The sequence below is a fragment of the Streptomyces sp. NPDC015032 genome, assembly GCF_043080425.1.
In the GTDB taxonomy this organism is placed as follows: Bacteria; Actinomycetota; Actinomycetes; order Streptomycetales; family Streptomycetaceae; genus Streptomyces.
Genome location: NZ_JBIBVN010000016.1, coordinates 141271 through 162359, shown reverse-complemented (window position 1 = coordinate 162359; position 21089 = coordinate 141271). Strand labels below are relative to the sequence as shown.

Below are 21089 nucleotides of genomic sequence, written 5' to 3'. Positions count from 1 at the left end.
CCGCCGTCGCCTTCCACTACCTCAGCCAGTACACCTGGCAACGGGTCATGAGATGGATACGTCGCAAACACCGCCGGATCACCTCGAAAGAGATCTGCCGACGCTACTGCGCCGGTGGATGGTGGCCGACCACGGAAGAAGGGACCCTGTTCAATCCCGCCAAGCTAACGCCTACGCGCTACCGCTATCGGGGAACAGCGATTCCAACTCTCTGGCCGACCACGGCATGAGCGATCTCCCGTGTCAATGACGGGACTTGTGGAGAGCCCGGTGCCTGGCCAACAGGCACGCCGGGTTCGGGAGGCGGTCCGGGAAAACCCACCAGCAGCAATGCTGGCAGGGCGCCCCGGACCGACCTCACGATGTGTCTGTTCTCAGGGCAGGGATATGAGGAGGTCGGGCGTTTTCTCACGCAGGGTTTGGAGTCCGAGCGCCGCTGGACCAAGGCGTGGAGGGTGTCTGCGAGCGGAGTGATCGGGCGGGCGCGGCTGCGGCTGGGGCCGGAGGTGCTGAAGGTGTTGTTCGCCCGGGTGTGCCGGCCGGTGGCCGTCCCGGAGTTGCGGGGTGCGGGTACGCCGCGTCTGAGGGCTGTTGTCACGCCGGCCCGGCCCCAGGGGCGCATCCCTTCGTTCCTGACCGCGGGCGTCACTTCGGGCAGGGCGAGCATCGCCGGTGAGCTCGACGGCATCGCGCGCACGTCGCCCGGACTCGTCCGGGACGAACTGGCCCAGGAGTACCCGCAGGCGTTCGCCGATCCATTGATCGCCGCGCTGATCCGTGATCCTGAGGCGCAACTCAGCTATCTGGCCGTGGAGTTCGCCAATTTCTGGCGGGCCGCGATCGAGCCCCGAGGGGCCGGGCTGACGCGTTCCCTGGAGGAGGAGATCCTCTTCCGCTCGCGCACCCTGGCGATGAGCGGGGGAGCGGCACTGCTCCACGAACTCGCTCTGCCCCTCGAACGAACGGATGGCGTGGAACGCCTGACGGTTGTTCCGATGCTGCTCGCGGACGGCACCCACTGGTGGTCCGTGGCCGAGGGGCGGACGGTGGTCTGCTTCGCGGCACGGGGAGCGGGCCTCCTGCGCGCGGAACCGCAGCGGGACGGTGCGGACCGGCCGCAGCGCGCGGACCGTCTGGCGATCCTGCTGGGCCGGGGGGCTGCACGCGACGTTCAGCGCAGGTTCCTTGTCGCCGCGCTTCTCGCGTCCGGTATGAACATGGTGAACTGGCGCCCATGGGCATCGCGGTCGTCTCGGTCATGATGGTGCCGGCTCGCCTCTTCGCCGACGGCCGGCGCAGCCGCTGGGGCGACGGACGCATCGTCCGGGTCGGCAGCGCGGTGGCCGGTGCGGGCCTGGCACTGGCCCTGCTGGCCGGTGGAGTGGCGCCGACGCTGATCGGGTTCGCCTGTGTCGGCCTGGGCGTCGCGGCCGTGACACCGTGCGTCTACGTTGCCGCCGCGGGACAGGGTACGGACGCGCCGGCCCTGGTCGCCGCCATGGGGACGACGGGCCTGCTGGCCGGCCCCGCGTTGATCGGCTTCATAGCGAGCGCCGGCAGCCTGGTGTGGGGCATGGGCGCCGTTGCGACCTCGGCCGTCCTCGTATCCCTGTGTGCCACGCAGATCCGCCGGCGCCGCGTCTCGCCGAGACGGAACCTGATCCCTCGGTCCTGACCTGAGCGTTGCCATACCGGTCCGGTTCACGGCGACTGGGCCGGTATGCACCGTTCCTCGTCATGAGAACGCCGCCGGAAAGTACAGGGGGCACTGGCGGAACCCCGCACACTTTGGGCAGGCTTCGGAGACGATGCAGCGGATCGACCGGCCGGTACGAGGGAGAACATGATCGAGAAGATTCTGCCGTCGCGGGTGGCGGTGGCCGAGGCGCTCTCCGACCCGTCCGACGCGCCCCTCTTCCCCGGCGAGGAAGAACTGATCCGCAACGCCGTGGAGTCCCGGCGCAAGGAGTTCACCACCGCGCGCTGGTGCGCCCGCCGCGCGCTGGGCGCACTGGGTCTCGCACCCGTGCCCATCCTGAGAGGCGAACGCGGCGCGCCGATATGGCCGGGCGGAGTGGTCGGAAGCATGACCCACTGCACCGGCTACCGGGCCGCCGTGGTCGCCCGCAGGGAGGACGTGCTGTCCGTCGGCGTGGACGCCGAACCGCACGAGCCGCTGCCCGACGGGGTGCACGAGGCCATAGCCCTCGCGACGGAGCAGCGGCGCGAGCGCGAGTTGCGCGACGTCTCCCCCGAGATCCACTGGGACCGGCTGCTGTTCAGCGCGAAGGAGAGCGTCTACAAGGCATGGTTTCCGCTCACCCATCGATGGCTCGGTTTCGAACAGGCCGACATCGTGCTCCGCTCGAACGGCACGTTCACGGCCGAACTGCTGATCTCCGCCACGGAGCCGGACCGAACCCCCGGGGCGACGGCGACCCCGACGGGATTCCACGGCCGCTGGCTGGTCGCGGACGGTCTCGTGGCGACCGCGATCGCCGTGGAGAACGAGCCGGATATGCCCACCGGGTAGCGCGGGGAAGGCGGATACGACGGACGCCGCCGCCCGCTCCTCGTCCAGGATGCGGTTCCGCCCGTACCCTCCGACCGCATGAGCGAGGATCACATGAGCGAAGACCGCACGCGTGCACGTGAGTTGGGCATTCCGCTGATGGGTGAGCCGGGTCCCTGGAACGCGATCACGGACGTACCCGGTGTCGAGGTCGGGTACGTCACCCTCGTCGAGGGCGACGACGTGCGTGCCGGGGTGACGGCCCTCCTGCCACGCGGCCGGGACGGAGTCGGCACGCCCTGCGCGGCCGGCTGGCACTCGTTCAACGGCAACGGAGAGATGACCGGAACGGCCTGGATCGAGGAGAGCGGATCGCTCGCCGTCCCGGTGGTCATCACCAACACGTACGCGGTGGGACCGGTGCACCGGGGCGTGGTCGAGTGGGTACGCGCCAACCGCCGCGACATGGCGCCGGAGTGGCTGCTGCCGGTGGTCACGGAGACCTGGGACGGCCACCTCAACGACATCCACGGCACGGCCGTGGAGCCCCGGCACGCGGCGGCGGCGATCGAGGCGGCCGGATCCGGCCCGGTCGAGGAGGGATGCGTCGGCGGCGGAACCGGCATGCGCTGCTACGGCTTCAAGGGCGGCTCGGGGACCGCGTCGCGGGTGGTGGAGTACGGCGAGGACCACTACACCGTGGGCGCCTTCGTGCAGGCCAACTTCGGCGCGCGGCGCGAACTGGTGGTGGCCGGTGTGCCGGTGGGGCGCGAGCTGTCCGAGCCGGTCGGAGAGACGGCGCCCGGACCGGCACCCGCCGCGGAGCGCCCGGTGCCGCCCGGCGCCGGCTCGGTGATCGTGGTCGTGGCGACCGACGCACCCCTGTTGCCGGGGCAGTGCAAGGCGCTGGCCCGCCGGGTCACGCTGGGCCTGGCCCGCACCGGCACCACCGGCAGTCATTTCTCCGGGGACCTCTTCCTGGCCTTCTCCACAGCCAACCCGTCCGCGCTGACCAGCACGTTTCCCGAGGACGACGGCAGTGCACCGTACGAGTCGATGCGCTTCGTGCCGTGGGGCCGGATGGACCCCTTCTACGGCGCGGTGGTCGAGTCGGTGGAGGAAGCGGTGCTCAACGTGCTCACCGGCGCGCACGCGATGACCGGCCGGGCGGGCCACCACGTCCCGGCGCTCCCGCTGGACCGGGTGACGGAACTGCTGGCGGCGCGGGAACGGTGACGTGGCACGGAGGGCCGGTCGGGGGGAGACGGGCGCCCGGCACGACGGTTACTGGTCTCGTACAGGTTCGTCGGCCATACTGCCCGCCGTGGAGCAGCGCATAGATCCGAACACCCAGCCCGGGTACGCCGCAGGGACAGACCCGGCGTACATCCCTGGTCTCACGGCCCCTGCCCCTGCCGGGAAGCCGGATACGAGCCGGGAGCAGAGAGTCCAGGAGCAGAAGGACGAGGAGCGGACAGGCGAGGAACAGACAGACCGGGAACAGAGTGGCCAGAAGCAGAGTGGCCAGGAGCAGGCGGACGAGCGGGTGCCCGACGCGGCCGCTCTTGACGACGCCGTCGTGGAGGCGGTGCCCGAGGCAGCCGCGGCGGACGACAAGGGGGCAGCGGACGGTCCCGTGTTCGAGGTGAGCGACCGTCGGGGCTCGATCGCCGCGGACCGTGAGGGCGTCCGGTTCCGGCTGGACGATCAGGAGGCCGACTTCCGCTGGGATGAGATCGGTGCGGTCGAGGTGAAGACCCCCCGGTTCGGCCGCCGGTTCACCGTCACGGTCCACATGTCGACCCGTCGATGGTTCAACGCCGAGGTCGAGGCGCCGGCCAGGAGCGACCTCAAGAAGTGGGCGGAGGAACTCGACGCGGTCCTGGACGTCCACTTCGAGGAGTCCTGACCGGGGCGGTCCCGGGCGGGAGGGCGGGTCGGCGGTCGTGACGGCCGTCGGTCCCGTCCCGGCCGCGGGCCCTGTCCCGGCCGCCCGGCCTTTTTGGCCACGGCCGCGGCGGGAGCCGGGATCGGGGTGTGGTCAGATGCCGTCCCGATGCGCTCCGCGGAGCGCATCGAGTACCTGGGGCCAGGCCGCCGCCCCGAGTGCGGCGTCCGCCCCCGGCGTGCCTCCGTGCAGGAAGTGCGCGGAGGCCGGAGCCGGGCCCTCGCCCGGGAACCGTGGCCGGTGGCCCGCGTCGGGGCTGCTGATCACCTGTACAGGCTGCCCGGCCGCCCTGCGACGGGCGGCCAGCTCCTCGGCGTGGGGCAGCGAGGGCCACATCGCGTCGTCCCCGCCGGCGACGAGCACGAGTGCGGCGGCGGACTTCTCCACCGCGATGGCCGCCGCGTCGACGTGGTCGGCGAACGTCCGCCGGCTGCGCTCGTACCAGCCACGGACGGCGACAGGGGCGCCCGTCGGCGGCGTGGGTATCGGTGCCCAGGAGTCGTCGTACGGGACGAACGGCAGCGGCTCGCCCCGCCAGGACCAGGAAGACCGGCAGGGCCGGTTCCGGCCGTCCCGGCCGGGGCCGATGTTCGCCCAGGTCACCGAGGTGGGAGAGACCGCCACCACCGCGTCGACACCGGGCAGCAGCACGGCCAGGTGCAGGGCGGCCTCCGCTCCCTTGGACACGCCCAGGACACCGATCCGCCGGGCACCGCCCGCGCGGAGTACCTCGATCGCGGCCCCGAACGTCTCCAGCGGGACTTCGCAGATCCCGGGCGGCTGTCCGAGGCCGCCGAACCAGCGGATCGACAACGCGGTCATGCCTGCCCGGGCCAGGATCCGGCACCGCTCGTCCTCGATGCGCCCACTGGACCCGGAGAGCACGAGCACTCCGGCACCGCCGCCGCGCACGGGGCCACCCGCGGGCATGGCCAGGAAGCCCTCCTGAACGCGGGCGTCCCCGTCCGCACCGCTGAACGTGCGCTCGACGATGTCCACCGGCCGGTCAGGCGTCCGCAAGGACCACCGAGCGCGTCAGGTGGCGCGGACTGTCCGGATCCAGGCCGCGGGCGGCGGCACGGGCGATGGCCAGGCGCTGGACACGGACCAGCTCGGCCAGTGGGTCGAGGTCGCTCTCCACCCAGCGGGCACCGGTCGCGAGCACCTGCTCGGCGAGCCCCTCGGGGGCGGTGCCGAACATCCAGGTCGCGGTGCCGGCGGTGGCGATGCTGATGGGGCCGTGACGGTACTCCATCGCCGGGTACGCCTCCGTCCAGGACAGCGACGCCTCCTTCATCTTCAGCGCGGCCTCGTTGGCGAGCCCCGCCGTCCAGCCGCGTCCCAGGAAGGTGAACTGGGTGCAGTCCAGCAGGCCTTCGGGCAACGGTTCGGCCAGTGCGGTCTCCGCGTCGCGGACCACGTCGTCGGTGTGCAGACCGAGGTGGGCGCGGAGCAGGGTGAGCAGGGTGGTCGCGAAGCGGGTCTGCACGACGGACTGCTCGTCGGCGAAGTCGAGCACGACGACCTCGTCGGCGGACGTCATGACCGGGGTGCCGGGGTCGGCGGTGATGGCCACGGTGCGGGTGACACCACGGAGCCGGTCGAGCAGGGCCAGCACCTCGGTCGTGGTGCCCGAGCGGGTGAGGGCGACGACCCGGTCGTAGCGGCGGCCGAAGGGGAACTCCGAGGCGGCGAAGGCATCGGACTCGCCCTGCCCGGACTCCTCACGGAGGGCGGCGTAGGCCTGGGCCATGTAGAACGAGGTGCCGCAGCCGACGACCGCGATGCGCTCACCGGCAGCGGGCAGAGCGGCGGCCTGGGCCCGGGCCAGCTCGGCGGCGCGGCGCCAGCACTCCGGCTGGCTGGCCGTCTCGATCTCGACAAATGACACTTTTGCACTCCATACTCGTAGTGAGATGCTCATTTGTGCACGCTATAGGCGACCTGCGAGCATGATCAAGCATTCTGCATGCAGGAGACTTGACTGGGCGGAGCCTTGTGCGACGCTTGCGCGTGTCCGGTGACCGTACCCAAGGGGATGGGTGCCCGAAGCCCGGGATCGTAAGGAGAGTTCTCTTGTCCAGGGATGCCCGGTGGAACGCGCTGCTGGAACTTGTGGGTAAGAACGGCCGGGTGGAGGTCGAGGGCGCCGCGGTCACGCTGGACGTCTCGGCCGCGACCATCCGCCGTGACCTGGACCAGCTCGCCGAGCAGCAGTTGCTCACCCGCACCCGCGGTGGCGCGGTCGCGCACGGCGTCAGCTATGAACTGGCCCTGCGCTACAAGACCGGACGGCACGCCCCCGAGAAGCAGGCCATCGGCCGAGCCGTCTCCGAACTGGTGGCGGTGGGTGAAGTGGTGGGGCTGACCGGCGGTACGACACTGACCGAGGTGGCCCGTTCGCTGGCGGTGCGCTCCGACGTCGTCGGGGACGCCTCGGCGGGGATGGGCGGGCAGCCGGCTCTGACCGTTGTCACCAACGCCCTCAACATCGCCAACGAGCTGGTGATCCGGCCGCAGATCAAGATCGTGGTGACCGGCGGGGTGGCCAGGCCGCAGTCGTACGAGCTGACGGGCCCGTTGGCCAGCGGCGTGCTGGGTGAGATCACGCTGGATGTCGCCGTGCTGGGCGTCAATGCGATCGACACCGAACGCGGTGCGTACGTCCATCACGAGGGCGAGGCCAGCATCAACCGGCTGCTCGCCCAGCAGGCGCAGCGGGTGGTCGTGGCGGCCGATTCCTCGAAGATCGGCAAGCGGGCCTTCGCCAGGGTCTGCGATCTCGGACAGGTTGACGTCCTGGTGACCGACAAGGGCGTCACGCCCGAGGCGACCGCCCGCTTCACCGAGGCCGGCGTCACCGTCATCGCCGTCTGAAGCGCTCGTCCGAACGGCGGGCCGTCACCGATGAGGTGGCGGCCCGCCGTTCTGGTACGCGTGTGGCCGAAGCCGGGCGGGGTGGCGGGAGGGGGTGTACCCGCGCCGAGGGTCAACCAGGGCTTCTGATGGGCTGTGTGCTGCCGCTTCCATGCCGCTTCTGTGCCCTATTTCGAGCCTTGTGCAGTCGCTCGGCGCATCTCCTGGGTCCGCCGGGAAACTTCCTTATGACAACAGATGTTTGTTACAGCCGTGAAATGAACAAGTCTTGCCATTCGGGTGCACTGTCGTGAACTATGTGCCTGTCGCCGCGAAGGAGCGCCGGCCGCACACCCCCTGGATGGTGCGGGCCGCCTCCATGGATGCGGGACACTCCCTTGCTCCATCCGCTCTGGAGGTGCCGGTGACGATGGCAGATGCGCCGGTCTCGGCCGTGCGGCCGCCTGTGCCGCAGCCCCATGACTGCGAAGACTGCGAAAAGGAGCTGCGCACGTGGCGTTCCGGCGGCGGCGACAAGATGCGGGCCGAGTACGAGGTCTCGCTCGCCGGCAAGTAGACGCTGCCCGCACCAGCCGTACGGACCCGTCCGCACCATCAGTACAGACAGAAAGGACCACCGTGTCAGACCTGCGACTCGGCGTCATCGGGCTCGGCCTGCGCCGCTCCATCGCGATCTCCGCCCACCACCCCGGACAGGGTTCGGCGATCACCGCCGTCTGCGACCTCGATCCCGAGGTACGGCAGCGTGAGGCCGAGCGCTTCGGCACCGATGTCGCCGTCGAGGACTACAAGCTGCTCCTCGGCCGCGACGACCTCGACGCGGTCATCGTCGCCACCCCGGACGACACCCACGAGGCCATCGCCATCGACGCGCTCCGGGCCGGCAAGGCCGTCTTCGTCGAGAAGCCGCTCGGCATCACCGTCGAGAGCTGCGACAACGTCCTGCGTGCCGCGTACGAGACCGGGACCCGGCTGTACGTCGGACACAACATGCGCCACATGGGCCTCGTACGGCTGATGCGCGACATCATCGCCCGCGGCGACATCGGTGAGCCCAAGGCCGTGTGGGTGCGGCACTTCGTGGGCTACGGCGGCGACTACTACTTCAAGGACTGGCACGCCGACCGGACCCGCACCACCGGTCTGCTGCTCCAGAAGGCCGCCCACGACATCGACGTCCTGCACTGGCTGGCCGGCGGCTACACCCGCCGGGTCAACGCGCTCGGCGACCTCCTCGTCTACGGCGACCTGCCGCGCCGGGAGCCGGACACCCCGCGCCCGGCGAACTGGCTGCGCGAGTTCGACTGGCCGCCGACGGCCCGCAAGGACCTGCACCACATCGTGGACGTCGAGGACGTCTCGGTGATGAACATGCAGCTGGACAACGGCGTCGTGGCCGCCTACCAGCAGTGCCACTTCACCCCGGACTACTGGCGGAACTACACCGTCATCGGCACCGAGGGGCGTCTGGAGAACTTCGGTGACGGTCCCGGTGACGAGGTCAAGGTCTGGAACAGCGGCCCCAGCGGATACCGCGGCGACGCCGACATCACCTACCGGGTGCCGGACGCCGACGGCTCGCACGGCGGCGGCGACACCCGGATCATGGCGGAGTTCTGCCGGTTCGCGCGCGACGGGGGCGTCACCGACACCTCGCCGGTCGCCGCCCGGATGAGCGTCGCCGCCGGTGTGCTCGCGACCCGTTCCCTGCGCGAGGGCGGTGCGCCGTTCGACGTACCGGCCCTCGATCCCGAGCTCGTCGCGTACTTCGAGCGCGGTCAGGTCCGCTAGGAACTTTCGTCCGGATCGGGCCGGACCCCGCGAGCCCGGCGAGATCCGAACGAGAGGCCCGACGAGAGGCCCGACGAGTGGCCCCGGGAAGGCGGCACGAGATGTGTTGACGACCTCCGGTGACCGCGCCGTCCGGCGTTGGCACCGGAGGTCTCAGTACGGCTGTTTTCAGCCATGCTCGGTGGGTAATCGGCGCATTCCGGTGTGATGCCCACTCGGTGGGTGTCCGCCACGACGGATGACATCACCGGGTGATCTGAGGTTGGTTGCCCGGATTGTGCCGTATGGGGATGGGCGGTGCTGGTCTCGCAGGGTCACCGAGCCGCCGCGACCGAAGGGTGTGCGCGGCGGTTTTGCGCCAATGGAACGTCAGGATGGCCGAGTTCGAACGCATGGCCGGATCGTGGTCGGCATAATCGCGTCCATGTCGATCACGGGTGGGGATGTCGTTGACCTGGGACGGGGCCTGTACACATGGCTTCCGCCGAAGCGCGGCTGGGGGCTGGCCAACTGCGGTCTTCTCGTCGCGCCGCGCGGCGCGCTCTGGATCGACACCCCGTACGACGCCGTGCTGGCCGGCCAGTTCCTGGCCGAATCCACGAAGCGGCTGCCCGATGGTGTCTCCATCGACCGGGTGATCGTCACCCACGCGAACGGGGACCACTTCTGGGGCGCGGGCGTGCTCCCGGACGCGGAGATCATCGCGACCCGCGAGGCCCGGGAACACATCCACTACGAGCCCACGCCGAAGCAGCAGCACGCGCTCGTCACCACCGGCGATCCGGCCACCCCGCTCGGCGCCTACCTCGGACGTCACTTCGGCCCCTTCGACTGGTCCCACACCGAGCCGGTGCAGCCGACCACGTACTTCACCGGGGAGCTCGAACTGACCCTGGGGGAGTACCCGGTCCAGATCTCCGCCCTGCCGCCCGCGCACACCACCGGCGACCTGATGGTCCACCTGCCCGTACAGGGCGCGGTGTTCAGCGGGGACATCATCTTCTCCTCCACCCCCGCCCGGCCCGGCGACCACCCGGTGCACTGGGCGGGTCCGCTGAGCAACGTGATCGCAGCCTGCGAACGGGTGCTGGCCACCGGCGCCGAGACCGTCGTCCCGGGACACGGACCGGTCCTCGACCGGGCCGGGGTACGCGATCACATCGTGTATCTGGAGTACGTGCGCGAGCGCGCCCACGCCTTCCACGCCGCCGGGGTCCCGGCCCTGGAGGCGGCCCGCCGGGTCATCGGCGAAGGGCGCTATCCGGAACTCGGCCTCCCCGAGCGGCTGGTGGTGACCATCGGCAGCGAGTACCGGCACCTGGACGGCTCCGAACTGCCCGGAGTGCTCCAGGTGATGACCGATGTCGCCGTGGTCGCTCAAGAAGTGGAGCAGTCCCGCGAGCCGGCGGGTCCTGCGCAGATGTAACGACCGCGCCCACGATAGGCACACACGGCCCCCTCGCCCCGGTCCGGCTCGCCCCCGGCATCGACGCCCTCCTGGTCACCGACTACCAGGCCGCCGTCGACCTGCTGCGCGACCCCCACACCTTCACCAAGGACCCGCGCGCCTGGCAGGCCACCGTCCCCGACGACTCACCGGTCCTGCCCATGTTCGGCTACCGGCCCACCGCGCTCTTCAGCGACGGCGACGTACACGCCCGCTATCGCGACGCCATCAACGACAGCCTCGCCCTGATCGAGCCGCACGTCCTGCGGGCCGAGGTCGCCCGGGTCGCCCAGCGGCTCATCGGGGAATTCGCCGCGACCGGCAGCGGCGATCTGATCGCCCAGTACGCCCGCCGGCTCCCGGTGCATGTCTTGGTCACCTGGTTCGGTGTCCCGCCGGGCGACAGCGAACGCATCGTCAACGGCATCGCCGGCATGTTCGACTCCGCCGCGGACGCCGCCACCGCGTACGCCGATCTCGTCGAGGTCGTCACCGGGCTGGTCGCCGACCGGCGTGCCAGGCCGCGTCGTGACCTCACCTCGCACCTGCTCGCCCATCCCGCCGATCTAGACAACGATGAGACTGTGCGTCAGATCACTTTGATCACGAGCGCGGGGCACGATCCGACGACCAGCCTGATCGGCAACGCACTGCTGCACATGCTCACCGACGCGCGCTGCGCGGGCTCGCTGCGCGGCGGCGCGATGACGGCACACGAGGCGATCGACGAGGTCCTCTGGCACGACCCGCCGCTGGCCAATCTCGCGGCCCACTACCCACGCCACGACACGGAGTTCCACGGCGTCCGGCTGCGCGCCGGACAGCTGGTCCTGGTCGCCAATGCGGCAGCCAACTCCCAGTCGGCGCCCGGACGTTCGGACTCCGGCATCCATTCCGAGGCCAGTGTCCATCTGGCCTGGTCGGCCGGTCCGCACCGGTGCCCCGCGAAGCAGCCGGCACTGCTCATCGCCATGACCGCGATCGAGCAGCTGACCAGTCAGCTGTGCGACGCAGAACTGGACGTACCGGTCGGCGCACTGGAGTGGCGACAGGGACCGTTCCACCGCGCGCTGGTCCGGCTTCCGGTACGTTTCACCCCTGTCGACATGACCGCGCAGACGGGCCGGGGCGAAGCCGCCGGGAGTGCGTCGGACGGGCCGTCGGCGGTGTCGATCAGCCCGTGAACCGTGTCGGTGGTACGCCGAACGGGTGAGGGACGAGAGAATTGCCCGATGAACAGCGAGCGCAGCCGGCGCAACGCCGACCGAAGCACAGACGGGGTGGTCCGGTGAGCAGGTACGACAGGTACGACGTCACGGACGAGCAGTGGGAGGGGCTTGCCCAGGTCGTGCCTCTGCGCAGCCGCAACGAGTGGCCGTCCCGGGTCGATCACCGCACGGTCCCCGACGAAGGCGCGCAAGCCGAACAGCGTCGCCTCGTCGTGCTGCGGGTCCAGGTCTTCGCGGACGCACGGGAGGTGGCGGAGTACCTGGTCGCACAGATCCCGGTGCTGCTCGATCTGACCAGTGCGGAGTCGGATGTGGCCAAGCGCATCCTGGACTTCACCAGCGGGGTCGTCTTCGGGCTCAGCAGTGGAATGCACCGGGTCGACCGGAATGTCTTCCTGCTGTCACCGGTCGGCATGGAGGTCGAGGGGGTCACGGCGGCGGGCGTACCCGGTTCCTAGGAGGAACGCGGGCGGGCGGCGGCCGGGAGGGCCCGGCGGCGGCTCCGTCCCGTTCGTGGGAACGCAGTCCCGGCGCGACAGCCGTCGTGAGGGTAGCCCGATCGTAGGAAGGTAGTTCAGGCGGAACGGTTCTTCGGTGAGGGACCTGCTTACGGTCCGCCCATGACTGCACTCCGCCCGGAAACCATCACTCCTCCTTCACCCGCCGGTACGCCCATGCCTGCCGCTGACCCTTCCGGTACGCCGGCCCGGCCGGAATCCGTGTCGAGTACCTGCCGTTCCGTCCGTTCCGTCCGTTCCGCCGGGCCCGTCGTCACCGAACTGCGGCTGTCCGCCTTCGCCTCGCACCGGGGCGCCACCTTCCCCGTCGGCCCCGTCACCCTCTTCGCCGGACCCGGCGGCAGCGGCAAGTCGAGTGCCCTGCGGGCGTACGAGGCGCTGGCGCGGCTGGGCAGTGGGGACCCGCTCGACGAGGTGTTCCCGGACCCGGTGGGCTGTGTGCCGGAAACGGCCGCTGCCGATGCCCAGGGGCGCCGCGGATTCCGGATCGGCTGTACGACGGACGGCCCGGCGGGCCCGGTACGGCTCGATGTCGCCGTCCAGGCGGAGCCCACCCTCCGCATCGTCGGCGAACGGCTCACCGGTGGTGGCGAGATCCTGCTCACCACCGCGTTGCGCGACCCGGGGCGCTCCACCGTCCAGGCGGCCTGGCACACCGCCGGCGCGGTGCCGGTGACGCGCGCGCCGCTGCCGGACGACCGCCTCGGAACGTCCCTGCTGCCGCTGCGGGTGGCGGGCAGGACCGAGGGGCAGTTACGGGTCCTGGCCGCCGCCGAACAGATGGTCGTGGCCCTGCGGTCGGTCTTCGCCTGCGATCCGCAGCCGTCGCGTATGCGTGCCCCGGTACCGACGGGCGACGGCCGGCTGCGCCGGGACTGCGACAACCTCGCGGCCGTGCTGGGGCGTACGCCCACGCAGCATGCCCAACGGCACGCCCGGCTGGTCGCGGCCGCCCACGCCGGATGTGCGGGGCCGGTGACCGGGGTCGACGTGGAGCGGCTCCCGGACGGGCTGCTGCGCGCGGTGGTCGGGCGCGGCGGGGGACGCCTGACGCCGGTCGGCCGGCTCGGCGACGGTGAGCTGAGGTATCTCGCGCTCGCCCTGGTGCTGCTCACCGGCCCCGGGGGGCTCGCGGTGGACGCCGCGGGCGAGGTGCCGTCGGCCATGCAGACGCTCACCGTGCTGGCCGACGGATTCGACCGGGACCTCGACGGACGGCAGTTGCGCGGACTGCTGGACCTGGCGGTGTCGGTCGCGGCGGCCGGCCACCTCGGACTGGTGGGGGCGGTGACGGAGCCGGGTGCGGTGCGGGCCCGGGAGACGCCCGGGGTGACGGTGGTAGACCTGGAGCCGTGACAGAACTTGATGTACGGGCCCTGCAGCGACGGCTCGCCGCCTTCGCGGCCGAACGGGACTGGGAGCAGTACCACACCCCGAAGAACCTGGCGGCGGCGCTGAGTGTCGAGGCGTCCGAACTCGTCGAGATCTTCCAGTGGCTGACGCCGGAGCAGTCGGCGCGGGTGATGGAGAGGCCCGAGACGGCGCACAGGGTGGCCGACGAGGTCGCGGATGTGCTGGCGTATCTGCTGCAGTTCTGCGAGGTATTGGGGATCGATGCGCTGGCGGCGCTGTCGGAGAAGATCGAGCGGAACGAGGCCCGATTCCCGGTGCCGGAGCGTCTGGACACCTCCGAACCCCCAGATCGTCACTCTTCGGAGTGATCGATTTATTCACAGTCGACTTCGTGTCCACAGATTTCCGAATTCCCCTGGCTTTTCGGTACCGGCGCCCTCACTGTGGGTAATGGATGAGTTGAGCGGCTTTTCGTACGGACGGGGGTACCACATGGAAGCGGAGCGGCTTGTAGGAGTCAGTCGACGTGCGCTGGCGCAGAGCCGGGGCACGCCGGACATCATCGCCGAGGCATGGCAGGCCCAGGCGCTCGCTCAGGCGATCGGCAGCCGACTTGCGGTGGACGGACCCAAGGAGTTACGGGGCGAGGCGCGCGGGCTCAGTGAAATCGGGGGGAGGAGCAGCGGGGCGCTGGACCACCCGGCGGCGCGGGCCGGAGTGGCGCGGGCCGCGCAGCTCTCCGGGCTCGCCGATCAGCGGGCGACGCTGACGGGGTTGGGCACACTGCTCGGGGAGGTGGGGATGGCCCTGGTCGGGGTGGCCTGTGAGACCGACGAGCAGGGGCTCTACTGGCAGTGCATGGAGGCGATCGACGCGGCCGACGAGTCCATGGACCGGGTGCACGGAATGCTCCGGCGCCTCGACGAGCAGGAGCGGGAACGGCAGCAGGATCTGGAGCGCGGCCGGGAGCGGGACGGTCCGTACGGTGTGGTCCGCGGACCGGCGGGCTCGGCGGCGGGCCCGCCGTGACCGTACAGCACTGCGGCGGTGACGAGTGGCGGTGGCGGGGCAGCGGAGGGCTGAGGGGAGAAGCGGCCGGCGTTCGGAGGTGCAGGATGGACGCATGGACCTTCGAATCTTCACCGAGCCCCAGCAAGGGGCCGACTACGACACCTTGCTCACCGTCGCCAAGGCGGCCGAGGATCTCGGCTTCGACGCCTTCTACCGCTCCGACCACTACCTCCGCATGGGGCCGGGCGACGGGCTGCCCGGCCCGACCGACGCGTGGATCACCCTGGCCGGGCTGGCGCGTGAGACCAAGCGGATCCGTCTCGGCACGCTCATGACCGCGGGGACCTTCCGGCTCCCCGGCGTGCTCGCCATCCAGGTAGCGCAGGTCGACCAGATGTCCGGCGGACGGGTCGAGCTCGGCCTCGGTGCGGGCTGGTTCGAGGAGGAGCACAAGGCCTATGGCATCCCGTTTCCCAAGGAGAAGTTCGGCCGGCTGGAGGAGTAGCTGGCCATCGTCACCGGGCTGTGGGCGACGGAGGTCGGCAAGACGTTCAGCTTCGACGGCACGTACTACCAGCTGACGGATTCGCCGGCGCTGCCCAAGCCCGCGCAGGCCAGGGTGCCGGTCCTGATCGGCGGTCTCGGGGCGACGCGCACACCGCGGCTGGCCGCCCGGTACGCGGACGAGTTCAATGTCCCGTTCGCTTCGCTGGAGGACAGCGAGAAGCAGTTCGGCCGGGTCAGGGAGGCGGCGAGGACAGCCGGCCGGGGACCGGACGATCTGGTGTACTCCAACGCCCTGGTGGTCTGCGTCGGCAGGAGCGATGCCGAGGTGGCACGCCGTGCCTCCGCCATCGGCCGTGAGGTTGCGGAGCTGAAGGCCAACGGCCTCGCGGGCTCGCCCGCCGAGGTGGTCGACAAGATCGGCCGGTACGGCGCGATCGGGTCGTCCCGGATCTACCTCCAGGTCCTGGATCTGGACGACCTGGAGCACCTGGAGCTGATTTCCTCCCAGGTTCAGTCCCAGCTCACCTGAGAGGCTCTGAGCCGGGAGCGATTCCGGCTCACCCGGGGCGGATACCGGTCCCGGCTCACCTGAGCCGGAGTCCGTTCCCGGTTCGCCCGTTGTGTTGAGGCCCGGCACAGGAAGGAGCCACCCGTGCAAACCGCCCGGTCAGCCCATGACCCGCCCGCCCGTGCCCTCGGTCAGGCCCTCGCAGAGGGGACGCTTCTGCTCGACGGCGGCCTCTCCAACCAGTTGGAGGCGCAGGGCTGCGATCTGTCCGACGCCCTGTGGTCGGCCCGGCTGCTGGTCGATGAGCCGGCCCAGATCGAGGCGGCACACGAGGCCTATCTGCGGGCCGGTGCGCAGGTGCTCATCACGGCCGGCTACCAGGCGACGTTCGAGGGATTCGAGCGGCGGGGGATCGGACGGGCCCGGGCAGCGGAACTGTTCGCCCGCAGCGTGTGGCTGGCACGGCGGGCCGCCGCAGGGGTGGAGCGGGAGGTCTGGGTCGCCGCGTCGGTCGGCCCGTACGGGGCGATGCTGGCGGACGGCAGTGAGTACGTGGGCCGCTACGGGCTCTCCGTCCGGGAACTGGAGCGGTTCCACCGGCCCCGGATCGAGGCGCTGGCCGCCGCCGGACCCGACGCGCTGGCGCTGGAGACGGTGCCGGACATCGACGAGGCGGAGGCGCTGCTGCGGGCGGTCGAGGGATGCGGGCTGCCCGTCTGGCTCTCCTACAGCGTGGCGGGGGACCGGACCCGGGCGGGGCAGCCGCTGGAGACGGCCTTTGCTCTCGCCTCGGGGAACGACCGTGTACTGGCCGTGGGGGTGAACTGCTGTGATCCGGCGGATGCGGACCAGGCGGTGCGGGTGGCGGCCGAGGCGGCCGGGAAACCGGTGGTCGTCTATCCGAACAGCGGTGAGCGGTGGGATGCCGGGGGCCGGGGGTGGGGCGGCGACTCGACGTTCGATCCGGGGAGGGCAGGGGCCTGGCAGGATGACGGCGCCCGGCTGGTGGGCGGTTGCTGCCGGGTCGGCCCGGACACCGTCGCGGAGCTGGCGGGGCTGCTCGCCGGAACGACGGCGGAAGAAGGGAGGCGAGGCGGGGGACGAGGCGGAGGGCGAGGCGGAGAGGGGGATGAAGCGAGCCGCGGGAGCTGAAGGGAAGGGGGCGACGACGGTGTGCGGGCACATGAAAATGCGCTGGTGGGACGCGAGCGAACCGGACCATACTCGGATGTGTGTTCCTGACGATCAGTACGACCGGCAACCCGGAACGTCCCGCTACCGACCTCGGTTTCCTGCTGCACAAGCACCCCGAGAAGGCGCAGGCGTTCTCCACCTCCCACGGCACCGCGCATGTCTTCTACCCCGAGGCATCCGCCGAGCTCTGCACAGCGGCGCTCCTGCTGGAGGTGGATCCCGTGGCGCTGGTGCGGCGCGGCAAGGGCAAGGGCCGCGGCGGCGCCCCCGACGCGGCGCTGGCACAGTATGTCAACGACCGTCCGTACGCGGCGTCCTCGCTGCTCGCCGTAGCGATGAGCGCCGTGTTCAAGTCCGCTCTGAACGGTGTGTGCCGCGCGCTGCCCGACCGGGCAGGGGCGCCTCTTCCGCTGCGCATCGAGGTACCCGCGCTGCCGGCGCGCGGTGGCGCGGAACTGGTGCGCAAGCTCTTCGGGCCGCTCGGCTGGACGAACGTGGACGTGGTGGTCGTGCCTCTGGACGAGCAGTTCCCGGAGTGGGGGGACTCGCGGTACGTACGGTTGGTGCTGGAGGGCGAGTTGCGGCTGGCGGACGCGTTGCGGCAGCTGTATGTCCTGCTGCCGGTGCTCGACGACGCCAAGCACTACTGGGTCGCGCCGGACGAGGTGGACAAGCTGTTGCGGGCCGGTGAGGGCTGGCTGGCCGGCCACCCCGAGCAGAAGCTGATCACCAGCCGCTATCTGTCCCGGCGTTGGGGGCTGACCCGGCAGGCGATGCAGCAGCTCGAACTGGTGCGGCTCGCCGAGTCGGACGACCTCGATGTCGAGAGCGTCGACAACGCGGTGGACGAGACGACCGACACCGAGGAGAAGCCGGTGCCGCTCGCCGAGCAGCGGCGGACCGCGATCCTCGACGCGCTGCGTGCCGCCGGCGCGAGCCGGGTCCTCGACCTGGGGTGCGGGCAGGGCCAGTTGGTGCAGGCGCTGTTCAAGGACGTGGCCTTCACGGAGATCGTCGGTGTCGACGTCTCCATGCGTGCCCTCACCATCGCCTCGCGCCGGCTGAAGCTGGACCGGATGGGCGAGCGGCAGGCGGCACGCGTCACGCTCCAGCAGGGCTCGCTCACCTACACCGACAAGCGCCTCAAGGGGTACGACGCGGCCGTGCTCAGCGAGGTCATCGAGCATCTCGACCTGACGAGGCTGCCCGCGCTGGAGTACGCCGTGTTCGGTTCGGCCCGGCCGCGGACCGTGCTCGTGACGACGCCGAACGTCGAGTACAACGTCCGCTGGGAGACCCTTCCGGCCGGGCACGTACGCCATGGCGACCACCGGTTCGAGTGGACGAGGGCCGAGTTCCGCGCCTGGGCCCGGGAGGTGGCACAGCGGCACGGATACGGGGTCGAATTCCTCCCCGTGGGACCCGACGACCCCGAGGTGGGGCCGCCCACGCAGATGGCCGTGTTCACGATGACCGCAGCCGATGAGACCGGAAACCGGACCGGAGACCAGAGCGGGATCCGGACCGAGAAGACCGAGAGGACCGAGAAGGGGGCGAAAGCCGCATGACCAGTACCTCGCGCACACTGCCGGTGACCGACCTCTCCCTCGTGGTCCTCATCGGAGCCAGCGGTTCCGGCAAGTCCACCTTCGCCCGTCAGCACTTCAAGCCGACGGAGATCATCTCCTCGGACTTCTGCCGCGGCCTGGTCGCCGATGACGAGAACGACCAGAGCGCCAGCCGTGACGCCTTCGACATCCTGCACTACATCGTGGGCAAGCGGCTCGCCGCCGGGCGACTGACCGTCGTGGACGCCACCAGCGTCCAGTCCGAGAGCCGCAGACAGCTGATCCAACTGGCCAGGAGCCACGACGTGCTGCCCATCGCGATCGTCCTCGACCTGCCCGAAGAGGTCTGCGTAGCGCGCAACGCGGCCCGCCCCGACCGTGCCGACATGCCGCGCCACGTCATCCAGCGCCACCGCCGCGAACTGCGCCGCTCGTTGCGCGGCCTGGAGCGCGAGGGCTTCCGCAAGGTGCACATCCTGCGTACCGAGGAGGAGGCGGCCCACGCCGAAGTGGTGCTGGAGCGGCGCTACAACGACCTGCGCCACCTCACCGGCCCCTTCGACATCATCGGCGACATCCACGGCTGCAGTTCCGAGCTGGAGTCCCTGCTCGGCAAGCTCGGCTACGTCGACGGCGCGCATCCCGAGGGGCGCACGGCGGTCTTCGTCGGCGACCTCGTGGACCGTGGCCCCGACAGTCCGGGGGTACTGCGCCGCGTCATGTCCATGGTGTCGGAGGGCAACGCCCTGTGCGTGCCCGGAAACCACGAGAACAAGCTCGGCCGCTACCTCAAGGGCCGCCAGGTCCAGCACACCCACGGTCTCGCCGAGACCATCGAGCAGCTGGACCGGGAGGACGAGAAGGACCCGGCCTTCCGGGAGCGGGTGCGGGAGTTCATCGACGGGCTCGTCAGCCACTACGTGCTCGACGGGGGCGAGCTCGTCGTCTGCCACGCCGGGCTGCCCGAGAAGTACCACGGGCGCACTTCCGGACGGGTCCGCTCGCACGCGCTGTACGGGGACACCACGGGCGAGACCGACGAGTTCGGTCTGCCCGTGCGCTACCCGTGGGCGGAGGAGTACCGCGGCCGTGCCACGGTGGTCTACGGCCACACCCCGGTGCCCCGCACCTCCTGGGTCAACAACACCATCTGCCTGGACACCGGCGCGGTCTTCGGCGGGAAGATGACCGCGCTGCGCTGGCCGGAGCGCGAAATCGTCGACGTACCCGCCGAGAAGGTCTGGTACGAGCCGGTCAAGCCGCTGACCGCCGAGGCCCCCGGGGGCCGGGAGGGCCGGCCGCTGGACCTCGCCGATGTGCACGGGCGCCGGATCGTGGAGACCCGGCACATGGGCCGCATCGCGGTCCGCGAGGAGAACGCCGCGGCGGCGCTCGAAGTCATGAGCCGGTTCGCGGTCGACCCGCGGCTGCTCGGCTACCTCCCGCCGACCATGGCGCCCACCGCCACCTCGCACGAGGACGGCTATCTGGAGCACCCGGCCGAGGCCTTCGCCCAGTACCGGGCGGACGGCGTCGCCCGGGTCGTGTGCGAGGAGAAGCACATGGGCTCGCGTGCGGTGGCACTCGTCTGCCGGGACGTGAACGCCGCCCGCGAGCGGTTCGGCGTGGCGGAGACCTCCCACACCCCGGGTAGCGGGGGAGGCCCGACCGGAGCGCTGTACACCCGCACCGGACGGCCGTTCCTGGACGACGTCGCACTCACCGAGGTGATCCTCGACAGGTTGCGCACCGCCGTCACCGCGGCCGGACTCTGGGAGGAGTGGAACACCGACTGGGTGCTGCTCGACGCCGAGCTGATGCCGTGGTCCCTCAAGGCGGCCGGGCTGCTGCGCACGCAGTACGCCGCGGTCGGTGCCGCCTCCGGCGCCGCCCTGCCGGAGGCCAACGCGGCCCTCGCGGCGGCAGCGGCCCGTGGTGTGGACGTCGGCGCTCTCGCGGACCGTCAGCGGGGGCGTGCCGAGGACGCCGCCGCGTTCACCGAGGCGTACCGCCGCTACTGCTGGAGTACCCAGGGCCTGGACGGGGTGCGGCTCGCGCCGTTCCAGATCCTCGCCGTGCAGGGCCGCTCGCTGGCCTCCGTACCGCACGACGAACAGCTGGCCTGGCTCGACCGGCTGGTGGAGCACGATCCGACCGGGCTGCTCCAGGTCACCCGCCGGCTCGTCGTGGACACCGGTGACGAGGCGTCGGTACGCGCGGGCGTCGACTGGTGGCTGGAGATGACCGGACGCGGCGGCGAGGGCATGGTCGTCAAGCCGCTCGCCGCGTTCGTACGGGACGGCAGGGGCAGGCTGGTCCAGCCGGGCATCAAGGTGCGCGGCCGGGAGTATCTCAGGATCATCTACGGCCCCGAGTACACCCGCCCGGAGAACCTGGAGCGGCTGCGCGGCCGGTTCCTCGGCCACAAGCGTTCGCTGGCGCTCCGGGAGTACGCGCTGGGGCTCGAAGCGCTGGACCGGCTGGCCGACGGGGAGCCGCTGTGGCGGGTGCACGAGGCGGTGTTCGCGGTGCTGGCCCTGGAGTCGGAGCCGGTCGACCCCCGGCTGTAGAGGGGGACGTCAGCGGGTTCTCCGGTGGGGCCGACTGTGAGATCAACGGAAAACCC

Annotated in this window: 17 protein-coding genes and 4 pseudogenes; 19 read left to right on the top strand and 2 right to left on the bottom strand. The window is 71.0% G+C overall.

Translation table 11 applies throughout. From position 1 onward, the window contains the following. From ACF08M_RS23115 to ACF08M_RS23090, 6 genes and pseudogenes are all read left to right on the top strand, one after another. Positions 1-230, top strand: a pseudogene (locus ACF08M_RS23115) (group II intron reverse transcriptase/maturase); the annotation flags it as partial. A 132-nt stretch (positions 231-362) separates the two neighbouring features. Continuing rightward, positions 363-1262 (top strand): transposase domain-containing protein, encoded by a 900-nt coding sequence (locus ACF08M_RS23110; protein WP_392187147.1) that lies wholly within the window; start codon positions 363-365, stop codon positions 1260-1262. After that, a pseudogene (locus tag ACF08M_RS23105) lies at positions 1223-1675 on the top strand (MFS transporter); the annotation flags it as partial. The gene ACF08M_RS23110 and the pseudogene ACF08M_RS23105, both read left to right, overlap by 40 nt. 168 nt (positions 1676-1843) lie before the next feature. After that, a complete protein-coding gene (locus ACF08M_RS23100) occupies positions 1844-2533 on the top strand; it encodes a 4'-phosphopantetheinyl transferase (RefSeq protein WP_392187146.1) in 690 nt (229 codons plus the stop codon). A 93-nt stretch (positions 2534-2626) separates the two neighbouring features. Beyond that, a complete protein-coding gene (locus ACF08M_RS23095; protein ID WP_392187155.1) occupies positions 2627-3748 on the top strand; it encodes a P1 family peptidase in 1122 nt (373 codons plus the stop codon). 88 nt (positions 3749-3836) lie between these two features. After that, entirely contained in the window at positions 3837-4421 is a 585-nt protein-coding gene (locus ACF08M_RS23090) for a hypothetical protein (protein WP_392187145.1), read from the top strand. A 132-nt stretch (positions 4422-4553) separates the two neighbouring features. Here the strand turns inward: ACF08M_RS23090 and ACF08M_RS23085 are convergent, their stop codons facing one another. Beyond that, positions 4554-5480, bottom strand: coding sequence for an acyl-CoA thioester hydrolase/BAAT C-terminal domain-containing protein (locus ACF08M_RS23085; RefSeq protein WP_392187144.1), 927 nt, complete (start codon positions 5478-5480; stop codon positions 4554-4556). Next, a complete protein-coding gene (locus tag ACF08M_RS23080; RefSeq protein WP_392187143.1) occupies positions 5467-6351 on the bottom strand; it encodes an SIS domain-containing protein in 885 nt (294 codons plus the stop codon). The genes ACF08M_RS23085 and ACF08M_RS23080 overlap by 14 nt, the downstream gene beginning before the upstream one ends. Before the next feature lie 185 nt (positions 6352-6536). Here ACF08M_RS23080 and ACF08M_RS23075 point away from each other — a divergent pair, with 185 nt between their 5' ends. From ACF08M_RS23075 to ACF08M_RS23015, 13 genes and pseudogenes are all read left to right on the top strand, one after another. Then, positions 6537-7337, top strand: coding sequence for a DeoR/GlpR family DNA-binding transcription regulator (locus ACF08M_RS23075; RefSeq protein ID WP_392187142.1), 801 nt, complete (start codon positions 6537-6539; stop codon positions 7335-7337). Between the two features lie 289 nt (positions 7338-7626). Beyond that, entirely contained in the window at positions 7627-7893 is a 267-nt protein-coding gene (locus ACF08M_RS23070) for a hypothetical protein (protein WP_392187141.1), read from the top strand. Positions 7894-7955: 62 nt separating this feature from the next. Then, positions 7956-9128 carry a Gfo/Idh/MocA family protein gene (locus ACF08M_RS23065; protein ID WP_392187140.1) on the top strand — a complete coding sequence of 391 codons (1173 nt, stop codon included), beginning with the start codon at positions 7956-7958 and terminating at the stop codon, positions 9126-9128. A 424-nt stretch (positions 9129-9552) separates the two neighbouring features. After that, entirely contained in the window at positions 9553-10554 is a 1002-nt protein-coding gene (locus ACF08M_RS23060) for an MBL fold metallo-hydrolase (protein WP_392187139.1), read from the top strand. A 23-nt stretch (positions 10555-10577) separates the two neighbouring features. Beyond that, positions 10578-11759 (top strand): annotated as a pseudogene (locus tag ACF08M_RS23055) (cytochrome P450); the annotation flags it as partial. 104 nt (positions 11760-11863) lie between these two features. Continuing rightward, on the top strand, positions 11864-12262 hold the full coding sequence (locus tag ACF08M_RS23050) for a cell division protein SepF (protein ID WP_392187138.1): 399 nt from the start codon (positions 11864-11866) through the stop codon (positions 12260-12262). A 162-nt stretch (positions 12263-12424) separates the two neighbouring features. After that, complete coding sequence (locus ACF08M_RS23045) at positions 12425-13678, top strand: AAA family ATPase (RefSeq protein ID WP_392187137.1); 1254 nt, start codon at positions 12425-12427, stop codon at positions 13676-13678. Further along, positions 13675-14043 (top strand): nucleotide pyrophosphohydrolase, encoded by a 369-nt coding sequence (locus tag ACF08M_RS23040; RefSeq protein WP_392187136.1) that lies wholly within the window; start codon positions 13675-13677, stop codon positions 14041-14043. The genes ACF08M_RS23045 and ACF08M_RS23040 overlap by 4 nt, the downstream gene beginning before the upstream one ends. A 124-nt stretch (positions 14044-14167) precedes the next feature. Further along, positions 14168-14704 (top strand): DUF6099 family protein, encoded by a 537-nt coding sequence (locus ACF08M_RS23035; RefSeq protein ID WP_392187154.1) that lies wholly within the window; start codon positions 14168-14170, stop codon positions 14702-14704. Positions 14705-14798: 94 nt separating this feature from the next. Then, a pseudogene (locus ACF08M_RS23030) lies at positions 14799-15722 on the top strand (LLM class F420-dependent oxidoreductase). Between the two features lie 123 nt (positions 15723-15845). Then, positions 15846-16853 (top strand): homocysteine S-methyltransferase, encoded by a 1008-nt coding sequence (gene mmuM / locus ACF08M_RS23025; protein WP_392187135.1) that lies wholly within the window; start codon positions 15846-15848, stop codon positions 16851-16853. Between the two features lie 80 nt (positions 16854-16933). Further along, entirely contained in the window at positions 16934-18463 is a 1530-nt protein-coding gene (locus tag ACF08M_RS23020; protein ID WP_392187134.1) for a 3' terminal RNA ribose 2'-O-methyltransferase Hen1, read from the top strand. Next, the gene (locus ACF08M_RS23015; protein WP_392187133.1) at positions 18460-21033 is read left to right on the top strand and encodes a polynucleotide kinase-phosphatase; all 2574 of its coding nucleotides are present in this window, start codon (positions 18460-18462) and stop codon (positions 21031-21033) included. Before ACF08M_RS23020 ends, ACF08M_RS23015 begins: the two co-directional genes overlap by 4 nt. The last annotated feature ends 56 nt before the right edge of the window (positions 21034-21089 follow it).